This window comes from Rathayibacter sp. AY1B8, from assembly GCF_002932775.1.
GTDB lineage: Bacteria > Actinomycetota > Actinomycetes > Actinomycetales > Microbacteriaceae > Rathayibacter.
Genome location: NZ_PSWJ01000003.1, coordinates 128,697 through 154,405 on the forward strand (window position 1 = coordinate 128,697; position 25,709 = coordinate 154,405).

Here is a 25,709-nt window from a genome sequence, read left to right on the forward strand (position 1 = left end):
CAGAGCAGCGGCCCGGCCTCCACCGGGCGCCGTCGGTCGACGCCGCAGCCGCAGCGGGCTGCAGGCAGGGTCAGCCCGCGCAGTAGCCGAGCTGGACGGTCGATCCCTGCGGGACGTCGCCCGGAGCCAGGGACTGGGTCGTGATGGGCGGGTTCGCCCGGGTCGCGTCGCAGGTCTCGTCCGGGACCTCGACCCCCACGAGCTGCAGCTTCTCGGAGGCGAGGGTGGCCAGCGCGCTGCTGAGGGACGTCCCGACGAGGTCGGGGAGCGTGACCTGGCCGGAGGAGACCGTGAGGTCGACCGGCGTGCCCGGGGCGACCTGCTGGCCCGCTCCGGGAGAGGCGGCGAGTACGACGTCGCCCGGGACGGTCGGCGAGTTCTCGCGGGTCTGGGAGCCCTCGACGAAGCCGACGGCGGTGAGCGCGTCGATGGCCTCGGCGAGGCTCTGCCCGACTGTGTCCGGCACGGCGACGGGCTGCGGACCCTGGGACACGACGATGCGGATGACCGTCTCGGGCGCGACGATCGTGCCCGAGCCCGGATCCGTGCGGATCACCTCGCCCTCGGGGACGGTCGAGCTGTACTCCGCGACCTGGCTCGGCACGAGGTCGAGCTCGGTCAGGGTTGACTGGGCGCTGTCGTAGGTGGTCTCGGTGAGGGTGGGGACCTCGCGCGACTGCGACGGGAGGGTCGACGCGGGCTGGAGCGTCAGCACCCAGATCACGAGCGCGGCGACGATCACGGCCAGCACGACGATCGAGGACCAGATCCAGAGGACCGGCGGGCGGCGCTGGGTGCGGACGATCGAGTTGTCCTCGGCCAGCTGGCGGAGGGCGAGCTCGGAGTCGTTGACTCCACCCTGGCTGCGGGCCGCGAAGAGCGAGGTGGTCAGCTCGTCGATCGGGCGGTGGTCGGGGAGGCGTCCGGCGGCGGCGTCGCGCAGGTCGTCGCGGAACTCCGCAGCTCCCTGGAAGCGCTCGTAGCGGTCCTTGGAGAGTGCGCGGGCGACGACCGCGTCGAGCGCCGGCGTGACGGCCGGGTTGATGGAGCTCGGCGCCGGCGGCGTCTCGCTGACATGCTGGTAGGCGACGGCCACCGGGGTGTCGCCGCGGAAGGGCGCACGGCCGGTGAGGAGCTCGAAGAGCACGATGCCGGCGGAGTAGAGGTCGCTGCGGGCGTCGACCTGCTCGCCCTTCGCCTGCTCGGGGGAGAAGTAGGCCGCGGTGCCGAGGATCGCCGTGGTCTGAGCGACCGTGGCGGCGGAGTCGGAGACGGCGCGGGCGATCCCGAAGTCCATCACCTTCACCTGGCCCGACGGGGTCAGCATGATGTTGCCGGGCTTGATGTCGCGGTGGACGACGCCTGCGCGGTGCGAGTACTCGAGGGCGGTGAGGATGCCCTCCGTGATGCGGACGGCCTCGTCCACGTCGAGGGGGCCCTCGGCGATCAGGTCCTTGAGGAGGCGGCCCTCGATGTGCTCCATGACGATGAAGGGCCGGCGCGACTCGGCGCCGTTGTCGTCGAGCGAGACCTCCTCGCCCGCATCGAAGACCCGGACGATCGTGGGGTGCGACATGCGCGATGCGGACTGCGCCTCCTGGCGGAACCGCAGGCGGAAGGCGGAGTCGGAGGAGAGGGAGAGCTTCAGCTCCTTGATGGCGACGGTGCGGCCGAGCCGGGTGTCGGTGCCGAGGTACACCTCGGACATCCCGCCGCGGCCGAGCCGGGGTCCGACCTGGTACCGTCCCGCGATCAGGCGACCCTCATCCGTCACGCGCACGCTCCCGCCCTGTACTTCCGTGTGGTGCGGCCCCGAGGAGCCACGGCAAGTGTACCTATGGGCCGCTGGTGTTCCGGGCGGGGGCGCGACGCGACGGCCCCGAGGCGCCGGGCCGGAGCGATGCCCCGGGCCGGCGCGCCGCCGCTACTCGGAGGGGGTGGGCGTCGAGGTGGCCTTCGAGGTGGGGGTCGGCGCCGGGGTCGGAGCCGGCTCCTCGACGGTGACGGAGAGGGTGGGCGAGGCCGCCGACTCCGACTCGCCGCAGAGCACGGTGTACGTGACGTCGATCGTGCCCGCCGTGGTGCCGGCCTGGATCGTCGCGGTCGTCGAGTTCGACGGGTTGGTGCTCGTCACGCTCGCGCCCTCACCGGTCGCGGTCACCCGGTAACCGCTCACGGAGGTTCCGCTCGGGCACTGGTTGTAGTTGCTCCAGGTGACGTTGAACGTCGCGCCCGCCTCGACGCTGGAGGCGGCGGGGGTGACGGTCGGCACGGCGGTCGGTGCGTCCGGGGTCGCGACCTCGGTGAAGACGGAGACCTCGATGGTCGTGCCCTTCACCACGTTCGCGGTGGGGTTCACGTCCTCGACGAGTCCGACCTGCTCGGCGGTGGGGGCGCTCGGACCGTCCGCGCGGCGGACGCCCATGCCCAGGGCCTCGAGCTCGGTCTCGACGTCGTCGAAGGAGCGCCCGACGTAGTCGGCCTTGTCGATGACGACCGTGTTCGAGGTCGGCGTCGGCGTGGGACTCGGAGTCTCGGACGGCGTCGGCGACGGGGCCGTGCTGGTCGGCGCGGTGGGGGAGGCGGCCGGGTCGCTGCTCCCGCCGGTCGTCAGGGCGAAGATCGTGCCCGCGATGACGACGGCGAGGATCACGATGAGGGCGATCAGCGGCCAGGTCCAGGGGCTGCGGCGACGCGGCTCCTCGGCCGGCTCGAGCGGATCCTCGATCGGCACGAACGGAGCGGCGGCCGCGGCCGCGGGCGCGCCGGAGGGGAGCACCGTGGTCGCCTGCGTCGCGCCCTGGTTGGAGGGGAGGACCGTGGTCGCCTGCGTCGCGGGCAGGTCGCTGAGGACCGCGGGGACGGCCAGCGCCGCTCCGCGCACGTCGCCCGAGCGCAGCGCCTGGGCCGCCCGCGCGAGGTGCGCGGCGGTGGCGGGGCGGTCGGCCGGCTTCTTGGCGATGCAGGAGTAGACGAGGTTGCGCACCGGCTCCGCGACCGTGACCGGCAGCTCCGGCGGGGTGTCGTTGATCTGCGCCATCGCGATGGCGACCTGCGACTCGCCCGTGAAGGGGCGGCGCCCGGCCAGGCACTCGTACGCGACGATGCCCAGCGAGTAGATGTCGGTGGCGGGGGAGGCGGGCTGGCCGCTCGCCTGCTCCGGGGACAGGTACTGGACCGTGCCCATGACCTGCCCGGTCGCCGTCAGCGGGACCTGGTCGGCGATGCGCGCGATGCCGAAGTCGGTGATCTTGACGCGGCCGTCCGGCGTGATGAGCAGGTTGCCCGGCTTCACGTCGCGGTGCACGAGGCCCGCGGCGTGCGCGGCGTGCAGGGCGAGCGCGGTCTGCGCGACGATGTCGAGGACCTTGTCGGTCGAGAGGACGCGCTCGCGCTCGAGGACGGTCGAGAGCGCCTCGCCGGGGACGAGCTCCATGACCAGGTAGGCCGACCCGTCCTCCTCGCCGTAGTCGTAGACGTTGGCGATGCCCTCGTGGTTGACCAGCGCCGCGTGGCGGGCCTCGGCGCGGAAGCGCTCGAGGAAGCCGGGGTCGCCGAGGTACTCGTCCTTCAGGATCTTGATCGCGATGGTGCGGCCGATGACCAGATCGGTCGCCTGCCACACCTCTCCCATGCCGCCGATGGCGATCCGGGACTGCAGCTCGTAGCGTCCCCCGAAGGTGAGGCCTGTCGTGGGTCTCATTTGTTCAGCACCGCCTCTAGTACCTGTTGTCCGATGGGTGCGGCGATCAGGTTGCCGTACCCGGTCTGGCCGAGCCCTCCACCGTTCTCCACGAGCACGGTGATGGCGTACTGCGGGTCGTCCGCAGGCGCGAAGCCGGTGAACCAGAGGGTGTACGGGTCGTCCCCGCCGTTCTCGGCGGTACCGGTCTTACCGGCCACAGTGACGCCCCCTATTGTTGCATTCGTCGCCGCGCCGCCCTGGACGCTGGCGACCATCATCGCCTTGACGGCGTCCGCGGTCTGCGTGCTCACCGCCCGGCCGAGCGACTTCTCCTGGAACTGCTGCAGCACGCTGAGGTCCTGCGAGCGGATCGAGTCGACCAGGTTCGGCTGCATCACCTCGCCGCCGTTCGCGATCGCCGCGGAGACCATGGCGATCTGCAGCGGCGTCGCACGCACCTCGTACTGTCCGAAGGCGGTGAGGGCCGTCTGGGCGTCGTCCGTCTTCGTCGGGTAGGTGCTCGCCTCGACCGACATCGGGATCTCGAGCTCGGTGTCGAAGCCGAACTTCTCGGCCTGCGAGCGGATCGCGTCCGCTCCCAGCTGCACGCCCATCTCGGCCATCGGGACGTTGCAGGAGAGCGAGACGGCGGTGGCCAGCGTGACCGTCTCTCCGGAGCCGCAGAGACCGCCTCCGGAGTTGATCACCTGCGACGAGGAGCCGGGCAGCGTGTACGACTCGACGTTGGGGAAGCTCGAGTCGGCCGTGAAGCGGCCGGACTCGAGGGCGGCCGAGGCCACGACGAGCTTGAAGACGGAGCCGGGCGGGTTGAGCGAGCCGCCGATCGCACGGTTCACGAGGGGCTCGGAGGAGTCGTCGTTCAGCGCCCGGTAGGCGGCGAGGACGTCGTCGGTGTCGTGGGAGGCCAGCGCGGTGGGATCGAAGGTGGGCTTCGAGACCATCGCGAGGATGCGTCCGGTGGCCGGCTCCGTCACGACGACGGCCCCCGTGTAGTCGCCGAGCGCGTCGAAGGCGGCCTGCTGGGCGACCGGGTCGATCGAGAGCTCGACCGACGCGCCCTTCGGGTCCTGGCCCGTGACGAGGTTGTTGATCTCGTCGAAGAACTGCGAGTTCGAGGTGCCCGAGAGGTAGTCGTTGAGCGTGCGCTCGATGCCGGTGGTGCCCTGGTTCAGGGTGAAGTAGCCGGTCACGGCGGAGTAGAGCGGGCCGTTCGCGTACTGCCGCTGGAACTTGTAGAGGTCGTCCGACGGCGTCGAGGAGGCGATCGGCTGACCGCCGGCGAGGATCGCGCCGCGTTCGGTCGAGAAGCTCTCGTAGAGGGTCCGCGTGTTGCGGCCGTCCTCGTCGAGGGAGTCGGCCTGGATCACCTGGATGGTGGTGGTGGAGAGGAAGAGGGCCACGAACATCGTCAGCACGACGAGGCTCACCCGTTTGAGTTCTCGGTTCATCGACGGATCACACCACCAGACGAGGCTGACTGCGGACTGTGTCGGACAGGCGCAGCAGCACCGCCACGATCATCCAGTTCGCCACGAGGGAGGAGCCGCCGGCGGCGAGGAACGGCGTGGTCAGGCCGGTCAGCGGGATGACGCGGGTGACGCCTCCGATGACGATGAAGCACTGCAGGGCGATCACGAACGAGAGGCCGACTCCCAGGAGGCGCCCGAAGTCGTCCTGCCCGGCGAAGCCGATGCGGAACCCGCGCGAGACCAGCAGGAGGTAGAGGCCGAAGATCGCGAAGAGCCCGGCGAGGCCCAGCTCCTCGCCGAGGCTGGCGATGATGTAGTCGGACTGCGGGACCGGCGTGAGATCCGGCATCCCCTGGCCGAGGCCCGTGCCGAGCAGTCCGCCGTGCGCGAGGCCGAAGAGGCCCTGCACGAGCTGGTAGCTGCCGCCCGGATCCGCCCCGTAGCGCTCGGCGCTGAAGGGCTCGAGCCAGTTGGCGAAGCGGTTGCCCACGTAGTCGAGCGTCTGGCTCGCCAGCAGCGCGCCGCCGAGGAACAGGCCGACGCCGATGAGGACCCAGCCGGTGCGGCCGGTCGCGACGTAGAGCATGACCAGGAACAGGCCGAAGTAGAGCAGCGCCGTCCCCAGGTCGCGCTGGAAGACGATGACGCCCATCGTGACCGCCCAGACCACCAGGATCGGGCCGAGGTCGCGCAGGCGCGGGAAGCGCATACCGAGGACGGTGCGGCCCACCATCGAGAGGGAGTCGCGGTTGCGCACGAGGTAGCCGGCGAAGAAGACCGCGAGGGCGATCTTGGCGATCTCGCCGGGCTGGAAGCTCGCCACGTCGCCGATCCCGATCCAGACGCGCGCGCCGCTGACCTCGCGGCCGATGAAGGGCAGGAGCGGCAGGAGGAGCAGCACGATCGCCGCGAACCCGGCGACGTAGGTGTAGCGGAACAGCACGCGGTGGTTGCGGATGACCAGCAGCACCACGATCGCCGCCACGACGGCCAGGGCGCTCCAGAAGATCTGCCGCACCGCCACCGACTCCCAGCCGGTCGCGCCGTCGGCGATGTCGATCCGGTAGATCTCGGCGACGCCCAGGCCGTTCAGCACGGTGGCGATCGGGAGGAGGAAGGGGTCGGCCGCCGGGGCCGCGAAGCGCAGCACGACGTGCACGGCGAGCACGAGCGCCGAGAGGCCGGCGCCCAGCGAGACCAGCGTGGTGTCGATCGAGCCGAGGGCGCCGAGCTGCACGAGCACGATCGCGCCGGCGTCGATCAGGCATGCGCCGATCAGGAGCAGGAGCTCGAGATTGCGCAGCTTCTGGCGGAAGAAGCCCTGCCGCTCGGGGGCGGGGCGGGCGGTGGCCGTGGCGGCGTCCGTCATGGTGCTCCGTTCGCGTCCGTGAGGCGCTCGACGATGTCGACCGCGCCGGCGTAGGAGTCGGCGCTGATCGTCTGCTCCAGCTGCTCGACGTCGTAGGCGCGGAGGGAGTCGAGCGGGATGCCCGTGTCCTCCTTCACCTCCGAGAGCGAGAGCGGGCCGACCGACTGCTGGATGCCCTGGTAGATGATCACGGTGTCCCCGTCGGTGCCGACGTAGAAGCGGGACTGTGTCCAGTCGTAGGCGAAGAGGATCCCGAGGAATCCGATGATCAGCACGAGGGACAGGCCGACGAGCCAGGTGATGCGGCGGCGCAGGTGCCGGCGGCGGTCCTCCTCGATCAGCTCGTCGAGGTAGTCCTCGGACGCGGGCTCGAAGTGGGTGGGGCCCTGCGCGGCGGGAGCCCGGGTGTGCAGGCGGAGGCCGGGGATCCGGACGCGGTTCTGCGAGTCGTCGGTGCTGAAGGGCGTGGGTGCGGCGGCGGATCCGACGACCACCGGCTCCTCCACGGGGGCGAGGATGCGCGCGGTGTCGCCCGCCCCGGGGATGTCGAGGACGACGACGGTGACGTTGTCCGGGGCGCCGTGCGAGAGGCTGTCGCGGATCAGGCGGTCGGCCACCTGCTGGGCGGTCTCGTCGCGGCTGAGCTCCTTGAGGATCTCGTCGTGCGGGACGACGCCGGAGAGGCCGTCGGAGCAGATCAGCCAGCGGTCGTGCGGCTCGGTCTCGAGCGTGAGCGTGTCGATCTCGGGGTTGGTGTGCACGTCGCCGAGGACCCGCATCAGGACGGAGCGGCGCGGATGCGTCATCGCCTCCTCCTCCGTGATGCGGCCGGAGTCGACGAGGCGCTGCACGAAGGTGTGGTCGGTCGTGACCTGCTCGAGCCGGCCGTCGCGGAGGACGTAGATGCGGGAGTCGCCGATGTGCGCGATCGCCACCGACTCGCCGACGCGGGCGATCGCGCTGACGGTGGTGCCCATGCCGGTGAGCTCGGGGTGGTCGACCACGGCGTCGGCCAGCAGGGTGTTGGCCGCCAGCAGGGTGCGCTTGAGCTCGTCCTCGGCCTCGTAGGTGGAGGCGTAGACGCGGTCCGCCTCCGCGATGCGCTTGATCGCGATGGAGGAGGCGACGTCGCCGCCCGCGTGACCGCCCATGCCGTCGGCGACGACGAAGAGCTGCCGGCCCGCGTAGCCGGAGTCCTGGTTGTTCGAGCGGATCCTGCCGACGTGCGAGACGGCGGCGCTCTCGCGCACCGCGCCGTGGCCGGAGCCGCTCTCCGGAGTGGGGGCCACGCGCTACGACCGCCGCAGTTCGAAGGTGGTGGTGCCGACCTTCACGGGCGTGTCCAGCGGCACCTTGGTGGGCGCGCCGACACGGCGGCCGTCGAGGAAGGTGCCGTTGGTGGAGTCGAGGTCCTGGATCATCCACTCGTCGTTCCAGAGGAGAAGGCGCGCGTGGTGGGTCGAGGTGTAGTCGTCGCGGATGACCAGCGTCGACTCCGCGGAGCGGCCGATCGTCAGCGGGTCGCCGGTCAGCTCGAGCTCGGTGCCCCGCTTGGGGCCCGAGGTGATCACGAGGCGCTGCGCCGTGTGGACCGTGGCGGTACCTCCCTGCTCGGCGCGCTCGGCGGCGGCCTCGCGGCTCCTCCGGGCCGAGGGGGCCGACGGGGAGGCGGGCTGCGCGGGCGCGGGAGCCGGGGCGGCCGCGGCGACCACGGGCTGGGCCGCCGTCACGAACGGGGCCTCGGGGGACGCGGCCTGCGCGCCGGGCGGCAGCTTGCGCACGCGCTGCCCGAACAGGTCGGAGCGCAGCGCGTAGACGATGCCGAACACGAAGAACCACAGCAGCGCGAGGAACGCGATGCGCAGGAGGAAGAGAGTGAGCTCGCTCATAGCCGGTCGTCCCAGAATCCCTCGGAGCCGCGTCCGGCTGCCCTGCCGGACGACGGGCGGTCGGTGCGTGCGGGCGCGGAGCCCTGCACGACGCGGTAGACGATCGAGGTGCGCCCGATCGTGATGGTCTGCTCGGGGGCCAGGGGCGCCTGCGTGACGGGCCGGCCGTCGAGCTTGGAGCCGTTCGTGGACCCGAGGTCGTGCACCTGGGCGCGGGAGCCGTCCCAGAGGATCTCGACGTGCTTGCGGGACGTGCCCGAGTCGTCGACGGTGATGTCGGCGTCGCTGCCGCGGCCGATGACGGTGCGCGCCTTCGTGATCGGGTGGCGCCGGCCGTCGATGTCGAGGACGGGCGTGTAGGCGACGGTGCCCTTCACGCTGCGGGAGTCGACCTCGACCATGCCGTCGCTGAGCGCCGGATCGACGGCGAGGGAGATGTCGATCGGGCCGGGGAAGCGGAAGCCCTGCTTGGTGGCGTGCTCGGTGGCGACCGTGGTGAGCTCGTCGATCAGCGTGGGGCCGATGCGCTGCATCCGGTCGAGGTCGGTCGCGGACATCCGCAGGACCAGGCTGTTGGGGACGAGGATGCGGTCGCGGCTGACCACGGCGGCGGAGGTGTCGAGCTCCCGGCGGAGGGCGGAGGCGAGCTCGACCGGCTGCAGACCCGACTTGAAGGTCCGCGCGAACGCGCCGTTGACGACGCGCTCGAGTCCCTTCTCGAAGTTGTCCAGTATGCCCACAGTCTTCCGATCTTCCGGTTCTTCGCCTTCTCGGCGGTCGCGCACGGATCGAGATGTCTGCGCGCCCGTCGCCGCTTCCTCTTCTTGGTCTGCGCCGCGCACGGCTACGGGCATGTTACTGGGATGGTCTGGATGCGCGATCCTCCGCGGTGGTTTCGCGGCCGGAGTGCCGTGTGCGCGCTCTCACCGGGGCGGCCCGGAGGCGGCTCCCGGGGGAGCGACGGCCCGGGCGGCGGGTGCCGGTTCGGCTCGGAGGCCGGGGGATGCTACGATTTCTCGTCGGCGCTTTGGTGCCGCTGGTGAGCGCGAGTGGCGGAATAGGCAGACGCGCACGGTTCAGGTCCGTGTGCCCGAAAGGGCGTGGGGGTTCAACTCCCCCCTCGCGCACCAGAGTTCACGAGAACCGGAGTTCGAGAGAACCGGGTTCGAGAGAACCAGAGGAGAAGCCCCCGATCGGATGTCCGGTCGGGGGCTTCTTCCGTTCCCGGGTGCGGTGCGCCGCGGGGCGGGCTCCTGTCGTGTCGTTCTCGCGGACGGTGTCCCGCGGAGGGGCGGTGTTCACCGGGAGGTCGGCGCGAGGTCGTCCGGCGCGGGCACGCTCGCGGGGTGATCGCCCTCCGTGCCGACGTGTCCGCCCTCGATACGCAGGCGCTGCCCGAGCTGCTCCGACGCCTCCGCCGGCACCGGAGCGTGCAGGTGGGGGAGTGCCAGTGGATCGCGGTGCTGCCCGGATCGGGCCCGGTGCTGCTGACGGCCGGCGACCGGCTCGTGCTCGACCTGCTGATCGAGCGGCGCGCGCTGCTCCCCGTGGTGATCGACGCGCTCGAGGCGGAGCTGCGCAGCGGCGGCTTCCGCGAGCGGATCGCGCTGAGCTGGAGCACGCCGGACACGGTGCCCGTGCTGCTGCGCTGACGGCTCGCGGTCAGCGGCGGGTGAGCTCCACGACCGGGATGATGCGGGTGGTGCGCTTCTCGTAGTCGAGGAAGCCGGCGGAGGCGGTGGTGAAGCGGGCCCAGCCGGCGTCGCGCTCCTCCCCGGCGAGGACGCGCGCCCGGACGTCGACGGTGCCGTCGTCGGGGGTCTCGATCGCCAGGTCCGGGTGGGCGATCATGTTGTGGAACCAGGCGGGGTGCTTCGGCGCACCGGCGGCGGACGCGGCGAGCAGCCAGACGTCGTCGGAGGGGTGCAGCGCCATCAGGGGAGTCACGCGCTCCTCACCGGAGCGGGCGCCGCGATGGTGCACCAGCACGAGGCTCCTCCCGAAGCCGCCCGTGGTCACGGTCCCGCCGTTCGCGCGGAACTCCTCGATGATCGTGTCGTTCCAGTCGGCCATGCTCGTCCTCCTCGACGCGGTGCCGGCACTCGAGTGCCGGGGTCAGGCGCGGGCGCCCAGAGCGTCCTCGCGGCTGCTGCTCCCACCCGGCGGCTGTGCGCCCCCGGTGACGGCGGCGGGATCCGCCAGCGCCCGCCGCCAGGGTAGCTCCGCGGCGCCGACGAGTTCCAGCCTCGAGCGCAGGGCCGCGCGCTCGATCCGCACGCCGCGCGCGAGGTCGCTCAGGGCGCGGGCCGAGACGCGGGCGGCGAGGCGCTCGCGGTCGACGGTGAGCAGCGAGCCGAGGAAGCCGCCGAGCACGACCGCGGTGGGGTTGAAGAGGTTGATGTAGGTGGACAGGCCCTCCGAGAGCAGGTCGACCTGGCGGGCGACCTCGCCCAGGACGGCGGGGTCGCGGGAGGTGCCCAGGGCGATGTCGAGCTCGTCCTGGTCGAGGACGCGGGCGCCGAGGACGTCGAGGAGGGAGCGCATCCGGACCTCGGCCTCGAGGCAGCCGCGCCGGCCGCAGCCGCAGAGGCGGCCGTTCGTGGCGACGAGGGTGTGGCCCAGCTCGGCCGCGAACCCCGAGGAGCCCTGGAGCGGGACGCCGCCGATGATGACTCCTCCGCCGATGCCGCCCGCGCCGCCGGTGACGTAGACGACGTCGGCCACGCCGTGCGCGGCTCCGAAGAGGGACTCGCCGATGGCGCCGAGGGTCGCGTCGTTGCCGACGGCGACCGGGAGGTCGAGGGCGCGGCTGAGCTGGGTGGCGAGGTCGACGTCGCGCCAGCCCAGGTGCGGGGCGCGGTGGACGAAGCCGGAGTCGGCCTGGACGAGGCCGGGGACGGCGACGCCCGCGCCGACCAGCGTGCGCAGCGACTCCCGCTCGGAGCGGAAGCCCTCGACGATCCCGGTGACGACGCGGACCACCGTGGCGGGGCTCGCGGGCTTGGGGGTGTCGAAGCGGACGCGGCGGAGCAGCTCGCCGTGCAGCCCGACCAGGCCGACGATGATCGCATCGGTGTCGAGGTGGACGCCCACGGCCGCGAACCGGTCGCCGGGGACGACGGTGGCGCTGGGGCGGCCGATGCGGCCGTCGGGCGCGGTGGTCTCCTCCGCGACCCAGCCGAGCTCGCTCAGCTCGCCGACGAGGTTCGCGACGGCGGAGCGGTTCAGCCCGGTGAGGCGGCCGAGCTCGGCGCGGCTGGTGGGACCGGAGCGGTGCACCAGCGTCGCGAGGCTCGCGAGGTTCGTGCGGCGCAGCAGCGCGTTGCTGGAGGCTCCGACTGCTCCTGCCATGATCGCCTGCCTGTCGCTGGACCCCGACGGGTCTCGGATGCACTCGGGCGCGGCTCCCCCGAGGAGAAGCCGCGCCCGAGAACTGTAGAAGAGAAGGACGAGGAGCGCCGCTGGGCGGCGCCCAACGTTCGCCTAGCGGCCGCCGGCGCGGCGCTTGTTGAAGATGTCGAACGCCACCGCGAGCAGGAGCACGAAGCCCTTGATCGCCATCTGCCAGGCCGCGTCGACCGAGAGGATGGAGAGGCCCATGTTGAGCACGCCCATCACGAGTCCGCCGATGACGGCTCCGACGACGGTGCCCACGCCTCCCTGGACGGCGGCGCCGCCGATGAAGACCGCGGCGATCGCGTCCAGCTCGTAGTTCTGTCCGGCCGAGGCGACCGCACCGCCGGCGCGGGCGGTGCTGACGATGCCCGCGACTCCGGCCAGTGCGCCCATGTTGACGAAGATGAAGAAGTTGACCCACTTCGTCTTGACGCCGGACATCATCGCGGCGAAGAGGTTGCCGCCCATCGCGTAGATGTGGCGGCCGAAGACCGTCCGGCCGAGCACGAAGCTGTAGGCGAGGATCAGCACGGCGAGCACGATCAGGATGATCGGGGTTCCGCTGTAGCCGGCGAGCAGCCAGGAGAGGGCCATGATCGCGATGACGGCGATGGCCGACTTCGCCACCAGCGAGCCGATGGGCTCGCGGGGCAGCTCGAGGCGGCGGAGGGTCGCACGGCTGCGGAGCTGCTGGGCCACGAGGACGACGCAGACGATCAGGCCGAGGACAAGGGTGAGCGCGTCGCGCCCGGCGATGCCGCCGAGGACACCCGGCAGCCAGCCGGCGCCGATCGCGGTGAACTCGGTGGGGAGGCCGTTGATCGTTCCGCCGGTGAGGAGGACGAGGGTGAAGCCGCGGAAGATCAGCATGCCCGCGAGGGTCACGATGAACGCCGGTATGCCGACGAAGGCGACCCAGAAGCCCTGCCATGCTCCGACGGCGGCGCCGGTGACGAGGGCGACGACGACGGCCGCCCACCAGGGCAGGCCCCAGTTGTTCATCGCGATCGCCGAGATGGCGCCGACCATCGCCACGACCGAGCCGACCGAGAGGTCGATGTGGCCGGCGATGATGACCATCACCATGCCGATCGCGAGGATCAGCACGTAGGCGTTCTGCTGGATCAGGTTGTTGACGTTGCCGGGCAGGAGCAGGCGCCCGCCGGTCAGCACCTGGAAGAGCAGGATGATGATGGCCAGCGCGGCGAGGATGCCGTACTGCCGGAGGTTGATGTTCAGCCGGCGCGAGCGCTTGGGCGGGGTGGAGGGCGTGTTGGCGGGCGTGTCCGCCGGCGCTGTGGTGGTCGTGGCGCTCATCGGGCCTGTTCCTTTCCGGCGGTCATGTAGTGCATGAGGTGCTCCTGGGTGGCGTCGGCGCGATCGATCTCGCCCGTGATCCGTCCCTCGGAGATGGTGTAGATGCGGTCGGCGAGGCCGATCAGCTCGGGCAGCTCGGACGAGATGACGACGACCGCCTTGCCCTGGGCCGCGAGCTCGTTGATGATCCCGTAGATCTCGTACTTGGCTCCCACGTCGATACCGCGGGTGGGCTCGTCGAGGATCAGCACGTCGGGACCGGAGAAGATCCACTTCGAGAGGACGACCTTCTGCTGGTTGCCGCCGGAGAGCTTCCCCGTGACGGCCGAGACGGTCGGCGCCTTGATGTTCATCTTCGATCGGTACGAGTCGGCGACCTTGTACTCGCGGTGCTTGTCGATCACGCCGAGCCGGGCCAGGCGCGAGAGCGCGGCGGCCGAGACGTTGACGGTGATGTCGCCGATGAGATTGAGCCCGTAGCGCTTGCGGTCCTCGGTCGCGTAGGCGAGGCCGTTGCGGATGGCCTCGTCGACGGTGCGGGTCTGGATCTCCTCGCCGTCCTTGTAGACGCGGCCGGAGATCCCGGTGCCGTAGCTCCTCCCGAAGATGCTCATCGCGAGCTCGGTGCGTCCGGCGCCCATCAGGCCCGCGAAGCCGACGATCTCGCCGGCGCGGACGGTGAAGGAGGCGTCGTCGACGACCACGCGGTTGATGTCGACGGGGTGGTGGACCGTCCAGTTCTCGACGCGCAGCTTCTCCTCGCCGATCTGCGGGTCGCGCGGCGGGAACATGCTGTTGAGGTCGCGGCCGACCATCGCGCGGATGATCCGGCTCTCGGACGCCTCCTCGCCGGCCATCGGGAAGCTCTCGATGGTGCGGCCGTCGCGGATGATCGTGACGGTGTCCGCGATGGCGCGGATCTCCTTCAGCTTGTGGCTGATGATGATGCAGGTGATGCCCTGCTTGCGGAGCTGGTCGATCAGGCCGAGCAGGTGGTCGCTGTCCTCGTCGTTGAGGGCGGCGGTGGGCTCGTCGAGGATGAGGAGCTTCACCTCCTTGGCGAGGGCCTTGGCGATCTCGACGAGCTGCTGCTTGCCGACGCCCAGCTCGAGGATCTTGGTCGCGGGGCTCTCGGCGAGGCCGACGCGGGCGAGCAGCTTGGCCGCCTCCGCGTTGGTCGCGTTCCAGTTGATGACGCCGCGGGTCGACTTCTCGTTGCCGAGGAAGATGTTCTCGGCGATGGAGAGGTAGGGGCTGAGGGCGAGCTCCTGGTGGATGATCACGATGCCGTCGGCCTCGCTGTCGTTGATCGACCGGTACTGCGCCTCCTCGCCCTCGAACTCGATGGTGCCCTCGAAGCTGCCGTACGGGTACACGCCGGAGAGGACTTTCATCAGGGTCGACTTGCCGGCGCCGTTTTCGCCGCAGATGGCGTGGACCTCGCCGGGCTGGACCGAGAGCGAGACGCCGTCGAGGGCGCGGATGCCGCCGCCGAACTCCTTGACGATGTCGCGCATGATGAGGATGGGACTGGCCAACAGGGCCTCACTTCGTTGGGGGGGAGTGGTGTGCGGACGGGGAGGCGGGGGCGGGGAGGATCGCTCCTCCCCGCCCCCGCCCGACGGATCAGAGTCCGACGTCGCCGGCCTTGAGGAAGCCGGAGTCGACGAGGACCGACTGCACGTCGTCCTTCGTGACGACCTGCGGCTCCAGCAGGTAGGACGGGACGACCTTCTCGCCGTTGTCGTAGGTCTCGGTGTCGTTGACCTCGGGCTCCTCGCCCGCGACGATCGACTGCACCATCTGGAAGACGCGGTCGCCGAGGGTGCGGGTGTCCTTCCAGACCGTCATGGACTGCTCGTCGGCGAGGATCGCCTTGACGTTGGCCTTGTCGGCGTCCTGGCCGGTGATGACCGGGTAGTCGGCGCCGGGGGTGTAGCCGGCCGACTTCAGCGAGGCCTCGATGCCGATGGCCAGGCTGTCGTTGGGGGAGAGCACGACGTCGACCTTCTGGCCGCCGGTGTAGAAGGACGAGAGGCGGTTGTCCATCTCGGACTGAGCCTTGTCGGAGGCCCAGCCCTGGATGCCGATCGAGGCCCAGTCGTCGTCCGACGCGGGCGACTTGCCCGAGGGGACGGTGAGCTTGCCGCTCTCGATGTAGGGCTGCAGGACGTCCCACGCGCCGGAGAAGAAGAACTTCGCGTTGTTGTCGTCGGGGCTGCCGGCGAAGGGCTCGAGGGTGAAGGGACCCGCGGCGTTCTTCAGGTCGAGGGTCGACTCGATGTACTGGCCCTGGAGCTGGCCGACCTTGTAGTTGTCGAAGGTCGCGTAGTAGTCGACGTCCGCGGTGCCGTTGATGAGACGGTCGTAGGCGATGACGGTGGCGTTCTGCTTCTTCGCCTCGGCGAGGACGGGCGCGAGCGCCTCGCCGTCGATCGCGGCGATGACCAGGATCTTGGAGCCGCCGGCGATCTGGTTCTGGATCTGCGAGATCTGCTGATCGGTCTTGTTGTCGGCGTACTGGAGGTCGACGGTGCAGCCGTCGCCCTCGAGCTGCGACTGGAGGCCTTCGCCGTCGTTGATCCAGCGCTCGAGGCTGCGCGTGGGCATCGAGATGCCGACGGTGCAGTCGCCTTCCGCGCCGGCGCCGGCAGCGGCGCCTCCGGAGTTGGCGGGGCTCGCGGAACAGGCCGCGAGGCCGAGGGAGATGATGCCGGCGGCGGCCAGCGTGGTGATGCCGCGGGAGAACTTCATGGAGTGCATTCCTCTCTGAAAGCAGTGTCCGAGGGAGAGGACGACAAGAGGCGTGCACGTGTGGCGCACGTCGTCGTGTCGTCGCCCGGGAGGGCGGGAGAGCCCCGAGGGGCTTTGTCCACGGAGAGAACATATTCCTTCGATCGGGGGGAGTAAAGCGCGGGCGGCGAATTTGTCCAGGCGATGCCGAAATGTGATCTTCGGGACGTCGACCCCCGCCGTTGCTGGGGGAGAACGCTCTCACCGCTCGGCTCCCGCCCGGCTCGCGCCCCTCCGCCGGGCGCCCGCCGCCGTCCGCGTGAGGGAAACGCGAGGACTCCGGGCCGGGCCGTAGGGGAACCGTGAGGACCGCTCCGAGGGGCCCCCGCGAGGTGTTGCATCGCTTCCTGTGCCGCTTCCCGGCAGGCGTCCGGTCCCGGGCGTCGTCCGCTCCCCGGATGGAGTCCTCCGTGCTCGACCTCGCCTACCTCCTCGGCGTGCTCGCCCTCTTCTCGCTCATCGCTCTCGCCGCGAAGGGGGTCGAGCGGCTGGGCGGACCGCCCCCCTCGGCGACCCGCGGGACCCGCGAGAAGGAGGCGGGCCGGTGATCGTCTTCGACGCCCTCGCGGCCGTGCTGGCGCTCGCCGCCGTCGTCTACCTCGTCGCGGCCCTGATCCGACCGGAGCGCTTCTGATGGATGCGCTCCTCGCCGTCCTCCAGGTCGCGACCGTCGGCCTGGCCGTCGCCCTCCTCCACCGCCCCCTCGGCGACCACATGTTCCGCGTCTACACCTCGACGCGCGACCTCGCCCTCGAGCGCGGCGTCTACCGCCTCATCGGCGTCGACTCCGCGGGCGAGCAGAGCTGGCGCGCCTACCTCCGGGCCGTGCTGGCCTTCTCGCTCGTCGGCGTGCTCCTGCTCTACGGGATGCAGCGCCTCCAGGCGGTCCTGCCCGGCTCCCTCGGCCTGCCCGCGGTGCCGGAGGGGCTGGCGTTCAACACCGCCGTCTCGTTCGTCACCAACACCAACTGGCAGTCCTACTCCCCGGAGGCGACCCTCGGCTTCGCGGTGCAGCTCGGCGGCCTCGCCGTGCAGAACTTCGTCTCGGCGGCCGTGGGCCTGGCCGTGGCGGTGGCGCTGATCCGCGGATTCGCGCGCCGCTCCTCCGGAACGCTCGGCAACTTCTGGGTCGACCTCGTGCGCGGCACGCTGCGCCTCCTGCTGCCCCTCGCGGTGGTGGCGGCGGTCGTGATGATCGCGGGCGGCGTGATCCAGAACCTGAACGGCCCGCTGACGGTGACCACGCTCACCGGCGGCGAGCAGAGCATCCCGGGCGGCGCGGTGGCCTCGCAGGAGGCGATCAAGCTGCTCGGCACCAACGGCGGCGGCTACTTCAACGCCAACTCCGCGCATCCGTTCGAGAACCCCTCGGCGTGGGTGTCGCTGCTGCAGATCGTGCTGATCCTCGCGATCCCGTTCTCGCTGCCGCGCACCTTCGGCCGGATGGTCGGCGACGTGCGGCAGGGCCGCGCGATCCTCGCGGCGATGGCGACGATCTTCGTCGTGTCGCTCGCGGCCCTCACCGCGCTGGAGGCGGCGGGCGGCGGATCCGCGGCGCAGGCCGCCGGAGCCGCGATGGAGGGCAAGGAGACGCGCTTCGGCATCGCCGGCTCCGCCCTCTACGCGACCGCCTCGACGCTCACCTCGACCGGCGCCGTCAACGCGATGCACGACTCCTTCACTGCGCTCGGCGGCATGCTGCCGATGCTCAACATGATGCTCGGCGAGGTCGCCCCCGGCGGCGTCGGCTCGGGCCTCTACGGGATGCTCGTGCTCGCGGTGCTGGCCGTGTTCGTCGGCGGGCTGCTGGTCGGCCGGACGCCCGAGTACCTGGGCAAGAAGCTCGGCCCGCGCGAGATCAAGCTCGCGAGCCTCTACATCCTCGTGACGCCGACGCTCGTGCTGGCCGGCACGGCCCTGAGCTTCGCGATCCCGGCGGTGCGGGAGGACGTGGAGAGCACGTCGATCCTGAACCCCGGGCTGCACGGGCTCTCGGAGGTGCTCTACGCCTTCACCTCCGCGTCCAACAACAACGGCTCGGCGTTCGCGGGGCTGACGGCGAACACGCCCTGGCTCAACACGGCGCTCGGCGTCGCGATGCTCCTCGGCCGCTTCCTCCCGATCCTGCTGGTGCTCGCCCTGGCCGGCTCGCTCGCGGCGCAGTCGCCGGTGCCCTCCAGCGCCGGCACGCTGCCCACCCACCGGCCGCAGTTCGTCGGCCTCCTCGTGGGCGTCACGGTCGTCGTGACCGCGCTCACCTACTTCCCCGTACTCGCGCTGGGCCCCCTGGCGGAAGGACTGCGACTCCGATGACCACTGCACTGACCGAGGCACCCGCGGAACCCGCGCGCCCCACCCGCGCCGCCCTCGGGCCGCGCCAGCTCGCCGCCGCCCTCCCCGGAGCGCTGCGCAAGCTCGATCCGCGCCTGATGTGGCGCAACCCCGTGATGTTCATCGTCGAGGTCGGCGCCGTGCTGACGACGGTGCTGGCGATCGCCGAGCCGTTCCTCGGCGGGCCGGAGGAGTCGGGCGGATCGACGGTGCCCGTCACCTTCACGGCCGGCATCGCGATCTGGCTCTGGCTCACCGTGGTGTTCGCGAACCTCGCGGAGTCGGTGGCCGAGGGCCGCGGCAAGGCGCAGGCCGAGAGCCTGCGCGCCACCCGGACCAGCACTCCGGCCCGGCGTGTGGCCGACTACGACCCCGCGGACCCCTCCGCCCTGTCGGCCCGCCTGGTCGAGGTCTCCTCGGCCGAGCTGCAGCTGGGCGACGTGGTCGTGGCGGAGGCGGGCGACCTCGTCCCCGGCGACGGCGACATCGTCTGGGGCATCGCCTCCATCGACGAGTCGGCGATCACGGGCGAGTCGGCCCCGGTCGTCCGCGAGAGGGGAGGCGACCGCAGCGCGGTGACGGGCGGCACGCGAGTGCTCTCGGACCGGATCGTGGTGCGCATCACCTCCCGGCCGGGCGAGACCTTCGTCGACCGGATGATCGGCCTGGTCGAGGGCGCGTCGCGGCAGAAGACGCCGAACGAGATCGCGCTCGACATCCTCCTGGCGAGCCTCTCGATCGTGTTCGTCGTGGTCGTGCTGACCCTGAACCCGATCGCCTCGTTCGCGGGAGCCTCCGTGAGCGTCCCGGTGCTGGTCGCCCTGCTCGTCTGCCTCATCCCGACCACCATCGGCGCCCTCCTCTCGGCCATCGGCATCGCCGGCATGGACCGGCTCGTGCAGCGCAACGTGCTCGCGATGTCAGGCCGGGCGGTGGAGGCGGCGGGCGACGTCACGACGCTCCTGCTCGACAAGACGGGGACGATCACCTACGGCAACCGCCGCGCTGTGGCGTTCCTCCCCCTCGACGGAGTGGCGCAGGCCGCCCTCGTCGACGCGGCCGCCTCCTCCTCGCTCAGCGACCCGACGCCCGAGGGGAAGTCGATCGTCGACCTCGCGGGCGACTCGGGCCGCCCCGCCGTCGAGCCCGCTCAGGCCGCCGTGGTGCCGTTCACCGCGCAGACCCGGATGAGCGGGCTCGACCTCCCCGACGGCTCCTCCATCCGCAAGGGCGCCGGCTCGGCCGTGCGCGCCTGGGTGGAGGAGGAGGGGCCGCTGCCGTCCGCGGTCGCGGCGCGCCTCACGGTGCTCGTCGACGGCGTCTCGGAGAGCGGCGGCACGCCCCTCGTCGTCGCGGTGAAGGACGCCCACGGCGCCCGCCTGCTCGGCGTCGTGCACCTGAAGGACGTGGTGAAGGACGGGCTCGCCGAGCGCTTCTCGGAGCTGCGCGCGATGGGCATCCGCACCGTGATGATCACGGGCGACAACCCGCTGACCGCGAAGGCGATCGCGGCGGAGGCGGGAGTCGACGACTACCTCGCCGAGGCGACCCCCGAGGACAAGCTCGCCCTGATCCGGCGCGAGCAGGAGGGCGGCGCGCTGGTCGCGATGACCGGCGACGGCACCAACGACGCCCCGGCCCTCGCGCAGGCCGACGTGGGCGTGGCGATGAACACCGGCACCTCGGCGGCGAAGGAGGCGGGCAACATGGTCGACCTCGACTCCGACCCCACCAAGCTCATCGACATCGTGCGGATCGGCAAGCAGCTGCTGATCACCCGCGGCGCACTCACCACGTTCTCGATCGCGAACGACGTGGCGAAGTACTTCGCGATCATCCCGGCGATGTTCGCGGGGGTCTTCCCCGGGCTCGCGGTGCTGAACGTGATGCAGCTGCACTCGCCGGCCTCGGCGATCCTCTCGGCGATCGTGTTCAACGCGCTGGTGATCGTCGTGCTGATCCCGCTCGCGCTGCGGGGAGTGGCGTACCGCCCGGTCGCCGCCTCGCGCATCCTCAGCCGCAACCTCCTGGTCTACGGGTTGGGCGGAGTGATCGCTCCGTTCCTCGGGATCAAGCTCGTCGACCTGATCGTCGCCGCGATCCCGGGCTTCTGACCCGCCCGTCCCGACCACTGAAGACAGAGAGAAGAGACCATGTTCCGTCCCTACGGTGTCGCGCTGCGCGCGATGATCGTGCTCACCGTGCTGCTGGGAGCGGCGTACCCGCTCGCGGTGCTCGGGATCGGGCAGCTCGCCCTGCCCGCCCAGGCGAACGGCTCGCTGCTGCGCCAGGACGGCGCGGTGATCGGCTCGTCGCTGATCGGCCAGTCGTTCACGGACGCCGACGGAGCGCCCCTGCCGGAGTGGTTCCAGTCGCGTCCCTCCGCCGCGGGCTACGACGCCGCGGCCTCGACCGGCAGCAACCTCGGCCCCGAGAACGCCGACCTGGTCGCGTCCGTCGAGGAGCGCCGGGCCGCGATCGCCGCTTTCGAGGGCGTCGACCCGGCCGCGGTGCCGGCCGATGCGCTGACCGCCTCCGCCTCGGGGCTCGACCCCGCTATCAGCCCCGCCTACGCGCAGCTGCAGGCGCCCCGCGTCGCCGCCGCCCGCGGGCTCGACGTGAGCGCCGTGCGCGCGCTGGTCGAGGAGCACACCGCGGGCCGCGAGCTCGGGTACCTCGGCGAGCCGACGGTGGACGTGCTCGAGCTCAACGCCGCTCTCGCGCGGCTGTGACCGCTCCGGTGGCGCCTCCGGCTCGTAGAATCGCGATCGGCTCGTCGGGACCGTCCGATCGAGCGGATCGACGCCGGTCCCGCGAGCCCGGGACGCCCCGGAGCCGCGAGCACGAGGGGAGGCCGGGAGCATGACGAAGGGCCGCCTGCGCGTGCTCCTCGGAGCCGCGCCCGGAGTGGGCAAGACCTACACGATGCTCGAGGAGGGCCGCCGGCTCGCCGCCGAGGGTCGCGACGTCGTGGTGGCCGTGGTCGAGACGCACGGCCGCTCCGCCACCGCCGCGATGGTCGAGGGGCTGGAGGTCGTGCCGAGGAGGGCCGTCGAGCATCGCGGCGTGCTGCTCGACGAGATGGACCTCGACGCGGTGCTGGCCCGCCGGCCCGACGTCGCGCTGGTCGACGAGCTCGCGCACACCAACGCCCCCGGCTCCCGGCACGAGAAGCGCTGGGAGGACGTGCGGACGCTCCTCGACGCCGGCATCACCGTCTTCTCGACCGTGAACATCCAGCACATCGAGTCGCTCAACGACGTGGTGCACGCGATCACCGGAGCGCCGCAGCGCGAGACGATCCCGGACGCGGTCCTCCGCGCCGCCGACCAGATCGAGGTCGTCGACCTGGCGCCCCAGGCGCTGCGCGACCGCCTCGCCGACGGCCGCGTCTACCCGCCCGAGCGCATCGACGCGGCGCTGTCCAACTACTTCCGGCTCGGCAACCTGACCGCCCTGCGCGAGCTCGCGCTGCTCTGGCTCGCCGACGAGGTCGACAGCGCGCTCCGCGACTACCGCGTCGAGCACGGCATCGACAGCACCTGGGAGGCGCGCGAGCGCGTGGTCGTGACCCTCACCGGCGGGCCGGAGGGGGAGACCCTGCTGCGGCGCGGCGCGCGGATCGCGGCCCGCGCCTCCGGGGGCGACCTGCTCGCCGTGCACGTGGTGACCCCCGACGGCCTCCGCACTCCCCGGCCGCACGTGCTCGAGGCGCAGCGGGTGCTGGTCGAGAAGCTCGGCGGCAGCTACCACCAGGTGGTAGGCGAGGACGTGCCGCGGACGCTGGTCGAGTTCGCCCGCTCGGTGAACGCGACGCAGCTGGTGATCGGCGTGAGCAGGCGGAGCCGCCTCGCCTCGGCGCTGACGCCCGGCACCGCGTCGACGGTGATCCGCGAGTCCGGCAACATCGACGTGCACATCGTCAGCCACTCCGCCGCCGGGCGCACCGCGGTGCTGCCGAGGCTCGACGGGGCCCTGACGCTGCGGCGCCGCCTCCTGGGACTGGCCCTCGCCCTCGTGGGCGGCCCGCTGGTGACCTGGCTGCTCTCGAGCCTCCGCAGCGACGAGTCGATCACGAGCGACGTGCTCTCGTACCAGCTGCTGGTGGTGGTGGTCGCGCTGGTCGGCGGGCTCTGGCCGGCCCTCTTCGCGGCCGTGCTCTCGGGGCTGACCCTCGACTTCTTCTTCGTCGATCCCCTCTACACGATCACCGTCGACGAGCCTCTGCACGCGCTCGCGCTGGTGCTCTACGTGCTGAACGCGGCGCTCGTCAGCGCCGTGGTCGACCGCGCGGCCCGGAGGGCGCGGGCCGCCAAGCGGTCGGGGGCGGAGTCGGAGCTGCTGGCGACGATCGCGGGCGGCGTGATCCGCGGGCAGGGGGCGCTGCAGGCGATCCTCGAGCGCTCGCGCGAGGCGTTCGGGCTGACCGGCGTGCGGCTTTTGCGAGGCGGCGAGCTCGTCGCGGCCGACGGCGAGCCGCAGCCGGAGGGCGATCCCGCGCGCATCGCGGTGGGCGAGGGCGCGGTGCTCGAGCTGCACGGCCGTGAGCTGGAGGGGAGTGAGCGGCGACTGCTCCAGGTCGTCGCCGCCCAGCTGGACTCGGTGCTCGAGAACGCGGCCCTCAGCGAGACGGCCAGCTCCCTCGCTCCGCTGGCCGAGACCGACCGGGTGCGCAGCGCCCTGCTGTCGGCCGTCAGCCACGACCTGCGCCGGCCCCTCGCCGCGGCCACCGCGGCGGTCAGCGGTCTGCGCTCGCCCGAAGTGGTCTGGAGCGAGCGCGACCGGGAGGAGCTGCTCGCCACCGCCGACGAGAGCCTCACCGTGCTCGCCGCGCTGGTCACCGACCTGCTCGACGTGACGCGGCTGGAGGCTGGGGCGCTCGCCGTGGCGCTCGCCCCGCTCGACGCCGCCGACGTGGTGCTCCCCGCGCTCGACGAGCTCGGGCTCGGTCCCGGCGAGGTCGACCTCGACCTCGATCCGGAGGGCCCGGCGCTGCTCGCCGACGCGGTTCTGCTGCAGCGCGTCGTGGTCAACCTGCTCGCGAACGCCGTCCGCTACGCGCCGTCCGGCACCCGGGTGCGCGTGGCCGCCAGCGCCTTCGGCGGGAGCGCGCAGCTGCGGATCGTCGACCACGGCCCCGGGGTGCCCGAGGAGCGCCGCGCCGAGATCTTCGTGCCGTTCCAGCGACTCGGCGACGACGACAACCTGACGGGCCTGGGCCTCGGCCTCGCGCTCTCGAAGGGGTTCACGGAGGGGATGGGCGGCACGCTCGAGACGGAGGACACTCCGGGGGGCGGGCTGACGATGGTGGTGACGCTGCCGCTGGCGCCGGAGACTGCTGCCGCTGCTCCTGCGGTTCACGTCGCTCCGGCCGCCCCGCACGACGGCGGGTCGGGCACCGCTCCGCACGAGGACTCCGGAGGAGCCGCATGAAGATCCTGATCGCCGACGACGACCCGCAGATCCTGCGCGCCCTGCGCATCACGCTCACCGCCCGCGGATACGACGTGGTGACGGCCGGCGACGGCACCGAGGCGATCAACCGCGCGGTGGACGAGCATCCGGACCTCTACATGATCGACCTCGGCATGCCCCGGCTCGACGGGGTGGAGGTCATCCACGGACTGCGCGGCTGGACGAGCGCGCCGATCCTGGTGGTGTCGGGGCGGACGGGCGCGGCCGACAAGGTGGGCGCGCTCGACGCCGGCGCGGACGACTACGTGACCAAGCCGTTCTCGATGGACGAGGTGCTCGCGCGCATCCGGGCCCTCTCGCGACGCGTGCAGCCGGCCGACGGCGAGCCGCTGGTCGTGATCGGCGAGGTGACCGTGGACCTGGTGGCCAAGAGCGCGACGCGGGACGGCGTCTCCGTGCGGCTCACCCCGACGGAGTGGCAGGTGCTCGAGATCCTCATCCGCAACGCGGGCAAGCTGGTCACCCGCCGCTCGCTGCTGGCCGAGATCTGGGGCCCCGCGCACGTCACCGACACCGGCTACCTGCGCCTCTACCTCGCGCAGCTGCGCAAGAAGCTCGAGCCCGACCCCGCGCATCCGCGGCACCTGCTGACCGAGGCGGGCATGGGCTACCGCTTCGTGCCCTGACCGGCCTGTGCCCGGCGGGGGGAACCCCGGACCGTCGAGGGAGCCCGCCGGTCGTGGCTCCCGCGACGGTCCGCGATCGCCTCGGCGGAGGGGGGCAGGTCACCAGTCGTGGACGGTGCCGTCGGCGAGTCGGTTGAAGGGCAGGTACGCGCGCACGTAGGGGTACTTCCCGGCGGCGTCGACGTCGAGCTCCACGCCCAGACCGGGGGCGTCGCCCGGGTGCAGCCGTCCCTCGCTCCAGGTGAACGACTGCTGGAAGACGCTGTCGGTCCGCTCGCCGTGCTTCATGTACTCCTGGATCCCGAAGTTGTGGATCGCCAGGCCCAGGTGCATCGCGGCCGCCATGCCCACCGGGGAGACGTCGGTGGGTCCGTGCATCCCGGACTTGATCTGGTACTGCGCGGCGTGGTCGAGGATCCTCCGGAGGTGGGAGACGCCTCCGGTGTGCGTGACCGCGCTGCGGATGTAGTCGATCAGCTGCTCGCGGATCAGGAGCTGGTAGTCCCAGACGGTGTTGAAGACCTCGCCGATCGCCAGGGGCGTCGTGGTGTGCTGCCGGACGAGGCGGAGGGCCTCCTGGTTCTCGGCGGGCGTGCAGTCCTCGAGCCAGAAGAGGTCGTACGGCTCGAGGGACTTGCCGAGGGCCGCGGCCTGGATCGGCGTCATCCGGTGGTGGCCGTCGTGGAGGAGGGGGAGCCCCGGTCCGAACTCGTTGCGGACGGCCTCGAAGACGCGGGGGACGTGGCGCAGGTAGGCGCGGGTGTCCCAGTCCTCCTCGGTCGGCAGGCCGCCGCGCTGCGCCGGCTCGTGGTCGTAGCGCACACCGGCGTTGCCCTCGAGGACGGCGTTGGAGGCGATGCCGTAGATCGAGGTCAGTCCCGGCACCGCGGTCTGCACGCGGATCGCGCGGTATCCCTGCTCCTGGTGCTCGCGGATGCTGTCGAACAGCTCCGCGTCCGTCCGCCCGGACGCGTGGCCGTAGGCGAGCAGGCCGGTGCGCGACGCGCCTCCGAGCAGCTGGTAGAGCGGCATGCCCGCGGCCTTGCCCTTGATGTCCCAGAGAGCGGTGTCGACCGCCGCGATCGCCGCCATCGTGACCGGCCCGCGGCGCCAGTAGGACGACCGGTAGAGGAACTGCCAGGTGTCCTCGATGCGCGAGGCGTCGCGGCCGAGGAGCAGCGGCACGACGTGGTCGGCGAGATAGGAGACCACGGCGAGCTCGCGGCCGTTGAGGGTCGCGTCGCCGAGGCCGGTCAGCCCGTCGTCGGTCGTGAGCTTGAGGGTGACGAAGTTGCGGTCGGGACTGGTGACGACGACCTCGGCCTTGTCGATCTTCAT

At 71.8% G+C, this 25,709-nt stretch carries 21 protein-coding genes and 1 tRNA gene; 9 read left to right on the forward strand and 13 right to left on the reverse strand.

Features of this window, described 5'->3' with window-relative positions; all coding sequences use genetic code 11:
* Window positions 1-70: 70 nt before the first annotated feature.
* The 7 genes from pknB to C5C63_RS03895 form a co-directional block, all read right to left on the reverse strand.
* Window positions 71-1,774: a Stk1 family PASTA domain-containing Ser/Thr kinase gene (gene pknB, locus C5C63_RS03865; RefSeq protein ID WP_104225780.1), complete on the reverse strand. Its 1,704-nt coding sequence runs from the start codon at window positions 1,772-1,774 to the stop codon at window positions 71-73.
* A gap of 150 nt (window positions 1,775-1,924) precedes the next feature.
* Window positions 1,925-3,703: a protein kinase gene (locus C5C63_RS03870; RefSeq protein ID WP_104291952.1), complete on the reverse strand. Its 1,779-nt coding sequence runs from the start codon at window positions 3,701-3,703 to the stop codon at window positions 1,925-1,927.
* Window positions 3,700-5,154 carry a penicillin-binding protein 2 gene (locus C5C63_RS03875; protein ID WP_104232999.1) on the reverse strand — a complete coding sequence of 485 codons (1,455 nt, stop codon included), beginning with the start codon at window positions 5,152-5,154 and terminating at the stop codon, window positions 3,700-3,702. Before C5C63_RS03875 ends, C5C63_RS03870 begins: the two co-directional genes overlap by 4 nt.
* Window positions 5,155-5,161: 7 nt before the next feature.
* Window positions 5,162-6,544: an FtsW/RodA/SpoVE family cell cycle protein gene (locus C5C63_RS03880; RefSeq protein ID WP_104291953.1), complete on the reverse strand. Its 1,383-nt coding sequence runs from the start codon at window positions 6,542-6,544 to the stop codon at window positions 5,162-5,164.
* The gene (locus tag C5C63_RS03885; RefSeq protein ID WP_244229533.1) at window positions 6,541-7,833 is read right to left on the reverse strand and encodes a Stp1/IreP family PP2C-type Ser/Thr phosphatase; all 1,293 of its coding nucleotides are present in this window, start codon (window positions 7,831-7,833) and stop codon (window positions 6,541-6,543) included. The genes C5C63_RS03880 and C5C63_RS03885 overlap by 4 nt, the downstream gene beginning before the upstream one ends.
* A gap of 3 nt (window positions 7,834-7,836) precedes the next feature.
* A complete protein-coding gene (locus C5C63_RS03890; RefSeq protein ID WP_104233000.1) occupies window positions 7,837-8,433 on the reverse strand; it encodes an FHA domain-containing protein in 597 nt (198 codons plus the stop codon).
* Complete coding sequence (locus tag C5C63_RS03895) at window positions 8,430-9,173, reverse strand: DUF3662 and FHA domain-containing protein (protein WP_104325506.1); 744 nt, start codon at window positions 9,171-9,173, stop codon at window positions 8,430-8,432. Before C5C63_RS03895 ends, C5C63_RS03890 begins: the two co-directional genes overlap by 4 nt.
* 303 nt (window positions 9,174-9,476) lie before the next feature.
* Here C5C63_RS03895 and C5C63_RS03900 point away from each other — a divergent pair.
* A tRNA-Leu gene (locus C5C63_RS03900) sits at window positions 9,477-9,563 on the forward strand.
* A 216-nt stretch (window positions 9,564-9,779) separates the two neighbouring features.
* Complete coding sequence (locus C5C63_RS03905) at window positions 9,780-10,085, forward strand: hypothetical protein (RefSeq protein ID WP_104250258.1); 306 nt, start codon at window positions 9,780-9,782, stop codon at window positions 10,083-10,085.
* A gap of 10 nt (window positions 10,086-10,095) precedes the next feature.
* Here the strand turns inward: C5C63_RS03905 and C5C63_RS03910 are convergent, their stop codons facing one another.
* The 5 genes from C5C63_RS03910 to chvE form a co-directional block, all read right to left on the reverse strand.
* Window positions 10,096-10,506, reverse strand: coding sequence for a nitroreductase/quinone reductase family protein (locus C5C63_RS03910; RefSeq protein ID WP_104266573.1), 411 nt, complete (start codon window positions 10,504-10,506; stop codon window positions 10,096-10,098).
* 42 nt (window positions 10,507-10,548) lie between these two features.
* Entirely contained in the window at window positions 10,549-11,784 is a 1,236-nt protein-coding gene (locus tag C5C63_RS03915) for an ROK family transcriptional regulator (protein ID WP_104222655.1), read from the reverse strand.
* Window positions 11,785-11,916: 132 nt separating this feature from the next.
* Complete coding sequence (gene mmsB / locus C5C63_RS03920; protein ID WP_104222654.1) at window positions 11,917-13,146, reverse strand: multiple monosaccharide ABC transporter permease; 1,230 nt, start codon at window positions 13,144-13,146, stop codon at window positions 11,917-11,919.
* Window positions 13,143-14,663: a multiple monosaccharide ABC transporter ATP-binding protein gene (mmsA, locus tag C5C63_RS03925; RefSeq protein WP_104325507.1), complete on the reverse strand. Its 1,521-nt coding sequence runs from the start codon at window positions 14,661-14,663 to the stop codon at window positions 13,143-13,145. Before mmsA ends, mmsB begins: the two co-directional genes overlap by 4 nt.
* A 109-nt stretch (window positions 14,664-14,772) precedes the next feature.
* Entirely contained in the window at window positions 14,773-15,900 is a 1,128-nt protein-coding gene (chvE, locus tag C5C63_RS03930; protein ID WP_374952918.1) for a multiple monosaccharide ABC transporter substrate-binding protein, read from the reverse strand.
* Between the two features lie 437 nt (window positions 15,901-16,337).
* On the opposite strand from chvE, the gene C5C63_RS16910 reads away from it, so the two are divergent.
* The 7 genes from C5C63_RS16910 to C5C63_RS03960 all read left to right on the forward strand — a co-directional run bounded on the left by C5C63_RS16910 (window position 16,338) and on the right by C5C63_RS03960 (window position 24,371).
* The gene (locus tag C5C63_RS16910; protein ID WP_167299012.1) at window positions 16,338-16,487 is read left to right on the forward strand and encodes a hypothetical protein; all 150 of its coding nucleotides are present in this window, start codon (window positions 16,338-16,340) and stop codon (window positions 16,485-16,487) included.
* Window positions 16,484-16,573 (forward strand): K(+)-transporting ATPase subunit F, encoded by a 90-nt coding sequence (gene kdpF / locus C5C63_RS03935; protein WP_068209492.1) that lies wholly within the window; start codon window positions 16,484-16,486, stop codon window positions 16,571-16,573. The genes C5C63_RS16910 and kdpF overlap by 4 nt, the downstream gene beginning before the upstream one ends.
* Window positions 16,573-18,252 carry a potassium-transporting ATPase subunit KdpA gene (gene kdpA, locus C5C63_RS03940; RefSeq protein WP_104325508.1) on the forward strand — a complete coding sequence of 560 codons (1,680 nt, stop codon included), beginning with the start codon at window positions 16,573-16,575 and terminating at the stop codon, window positions 18,250-18,252. Before kdpF ends, kdpA begins: the two co-directional genes overlap by 1 nt.
* Window positions 18,249-20,384, forward strand: coding sequence for a potassium-transporting ATPase subunit KdpB (gene kdpB / locus C5C63_RS03945; protein ID WP_104325509.1), 2,136 nt, complete (start codon window positions 18,249-18,251; stop codon window positions 20,382-20,384). The genes kdpA and kdpB overlap by 4 nt, the downstream gene beginning before the upstream one ends.
* A gap of 39 nt (window positions 20,385-20,423) precedes the next feature.
* A complete protein-coding gene (kdpC, locus tag C5C63_RS03950) occupies window positions 20,424-21,002 on the forward strand; it encodes a K(+)-transporting ATPase subunit C (protein ID WP_104225770.1) in 579 nt (192 codons plus the stop codon).
* A 130-nt stretch (window positions 21,003-21,132) separates the two neighbouring features.
* Complete coding sequence (locus C5C63_RS03955; protein WP_104266577.1) at window positions 21,133-23,703, forward strand: ATP-binding protein; 2,571 nt, start codon at window positions 21,133-21,135, stop codon at window positions 23,701-23,703.
* The gene (locus C5C63_RS03960; protein ID WP_104222647.1) at window positions 23,700-24,371 is read left to right on the forward strand and encodes a response regulator; all 672 of its coding nucleotides are present in this window, start codon (window positions 23,700-23,702) and stop codon (window positions 24,369-24,371) included. The genes C5C63_RS03955 and C5C63_RS03960 overlap by 4 nt, the downstream gene beginning before the upstream one ends.
* Window positions 24,372-24,470: 99 nt before the next feature.
* On the opposite strand, the gene manD is transcribed toward C5C63_RS03960, so the two are convergent.
* Window positions 24,471-25,709: a D-mannonate dehydratase ManD gene (gene manD, locus C5C63_RS03965; RefSeq protein WP_104222646.1), complete on the reverse strand. Its 1,239-nt coding sequence runs from the start codon at window positions 25,707-25,709 to the stop codon at window positions 24,471-24,473.

Coding starts and splice junctions, on each gene's coding strand:
- C5C63_RS03875 (WP_104232999.1), bottom strand. CDS start 5,154: ATGAACCGAGAACTCAAACGGGTGAGCCTCGTCGTGCTGACGATGTTC.
- C5C63_RS16910 (WP_167299012.1), top strand. CDS start 16,338: ATGGAGTCCTCCGTGCTCGACCTCGCCTACCTCCTCGGCGTGCTCGCC.
- C5C63_RS03955 (WP_104266577.1), top strand. CDS start 21,133: ATGACGAAGGGCCGCCTGCGCGTGCTCCTCGGAGCCGCGCCCGGAGTG.
- kdpB (WP_104325509.1), top strand. CDS start 18,249: ATGACCACTGCACTGACCGAGGCACCCGCGGAACCCGCGCGCCCCACC.
- C5C63_RS03910 (WP_104266573.1), bottom strand. CDS start 10,506: ATGGCCGACTGGAACGACACGATCATCGAGGAGTTCCGCGCGAACGGC.
- C5C63_RS03960 (WP_104222647.1), top strand. CDS start 23,700: ATGAAGATCCTGATCGCCGACGACGACCCGCAGATCCTGCGCGCCCTG.
- mmsB (WP_104222654.1), bottom strand. CDS start 13,146: ATGAGCGCCACGACCACCACAGCGCCGGCGGACACGCCCGCCAACACG.
- mmsA (WP_104325507.1), bottom strand. CDS start 14,663: ATGCGCGACATCGTCAAGGAGTTCGGCGGCGGCATCCGCGCCCTCGAC.
- C5C63_RS03870 (WP_104291952.1), bottom strand. CDS start 3,703: ATGAGACCCACGACAGGCCTCACCTTCGGGGGACGCTACGAGCTGCAG.
- kdpA (WP_104325508.1), top strand. CDS start 16,573: ATGGATGCGCTCCTCGCCGTCCTCCAGGTCGCGACCGTCGGCCTGGCC.
- C5C63_RS03880 (WP_104291953.1), bottom strand. CDS start 6,544: ATGACGGACGCCGCCACGGCCACCGCCCGCCCCGCCCCCGAGCGGCAG.
- kdpC (WP_104225770.1), top strand. CDS start 20,424: ATGTTCCGTCCCTACGGTGTCGCGCTGCGCGCGATGATCGTGCTCACC.
- C5C63_RS03890 (WP_104233000.1), bottom strand. CDS start 8,433: ATGAGCGAGCTCACTCTCTTCCTCCTGCGCATCGCGTTCCTCGCGCTG.
- manD (WP_104222646.1), bottom strand. CDS start 25,709: ATGAAGATCGACAAGGCCGAGGTCGTCGTCACCAGTCCCGACCGCAAC.
- C5C63_RS03915 (WP_104222655.1), bottom strand. CDS start 11,784: ATGGCAGGAGCAGTCGGAGCCTCCAGCAACGCGCTGCTGCGCCGCACG.
- chvE (WP_374952918.1), bottom strand. CDS start 15,900: ATGAAGTTCTCCCGCGGCATCACCACGCTGGCCGCCGCCGGCATCATC.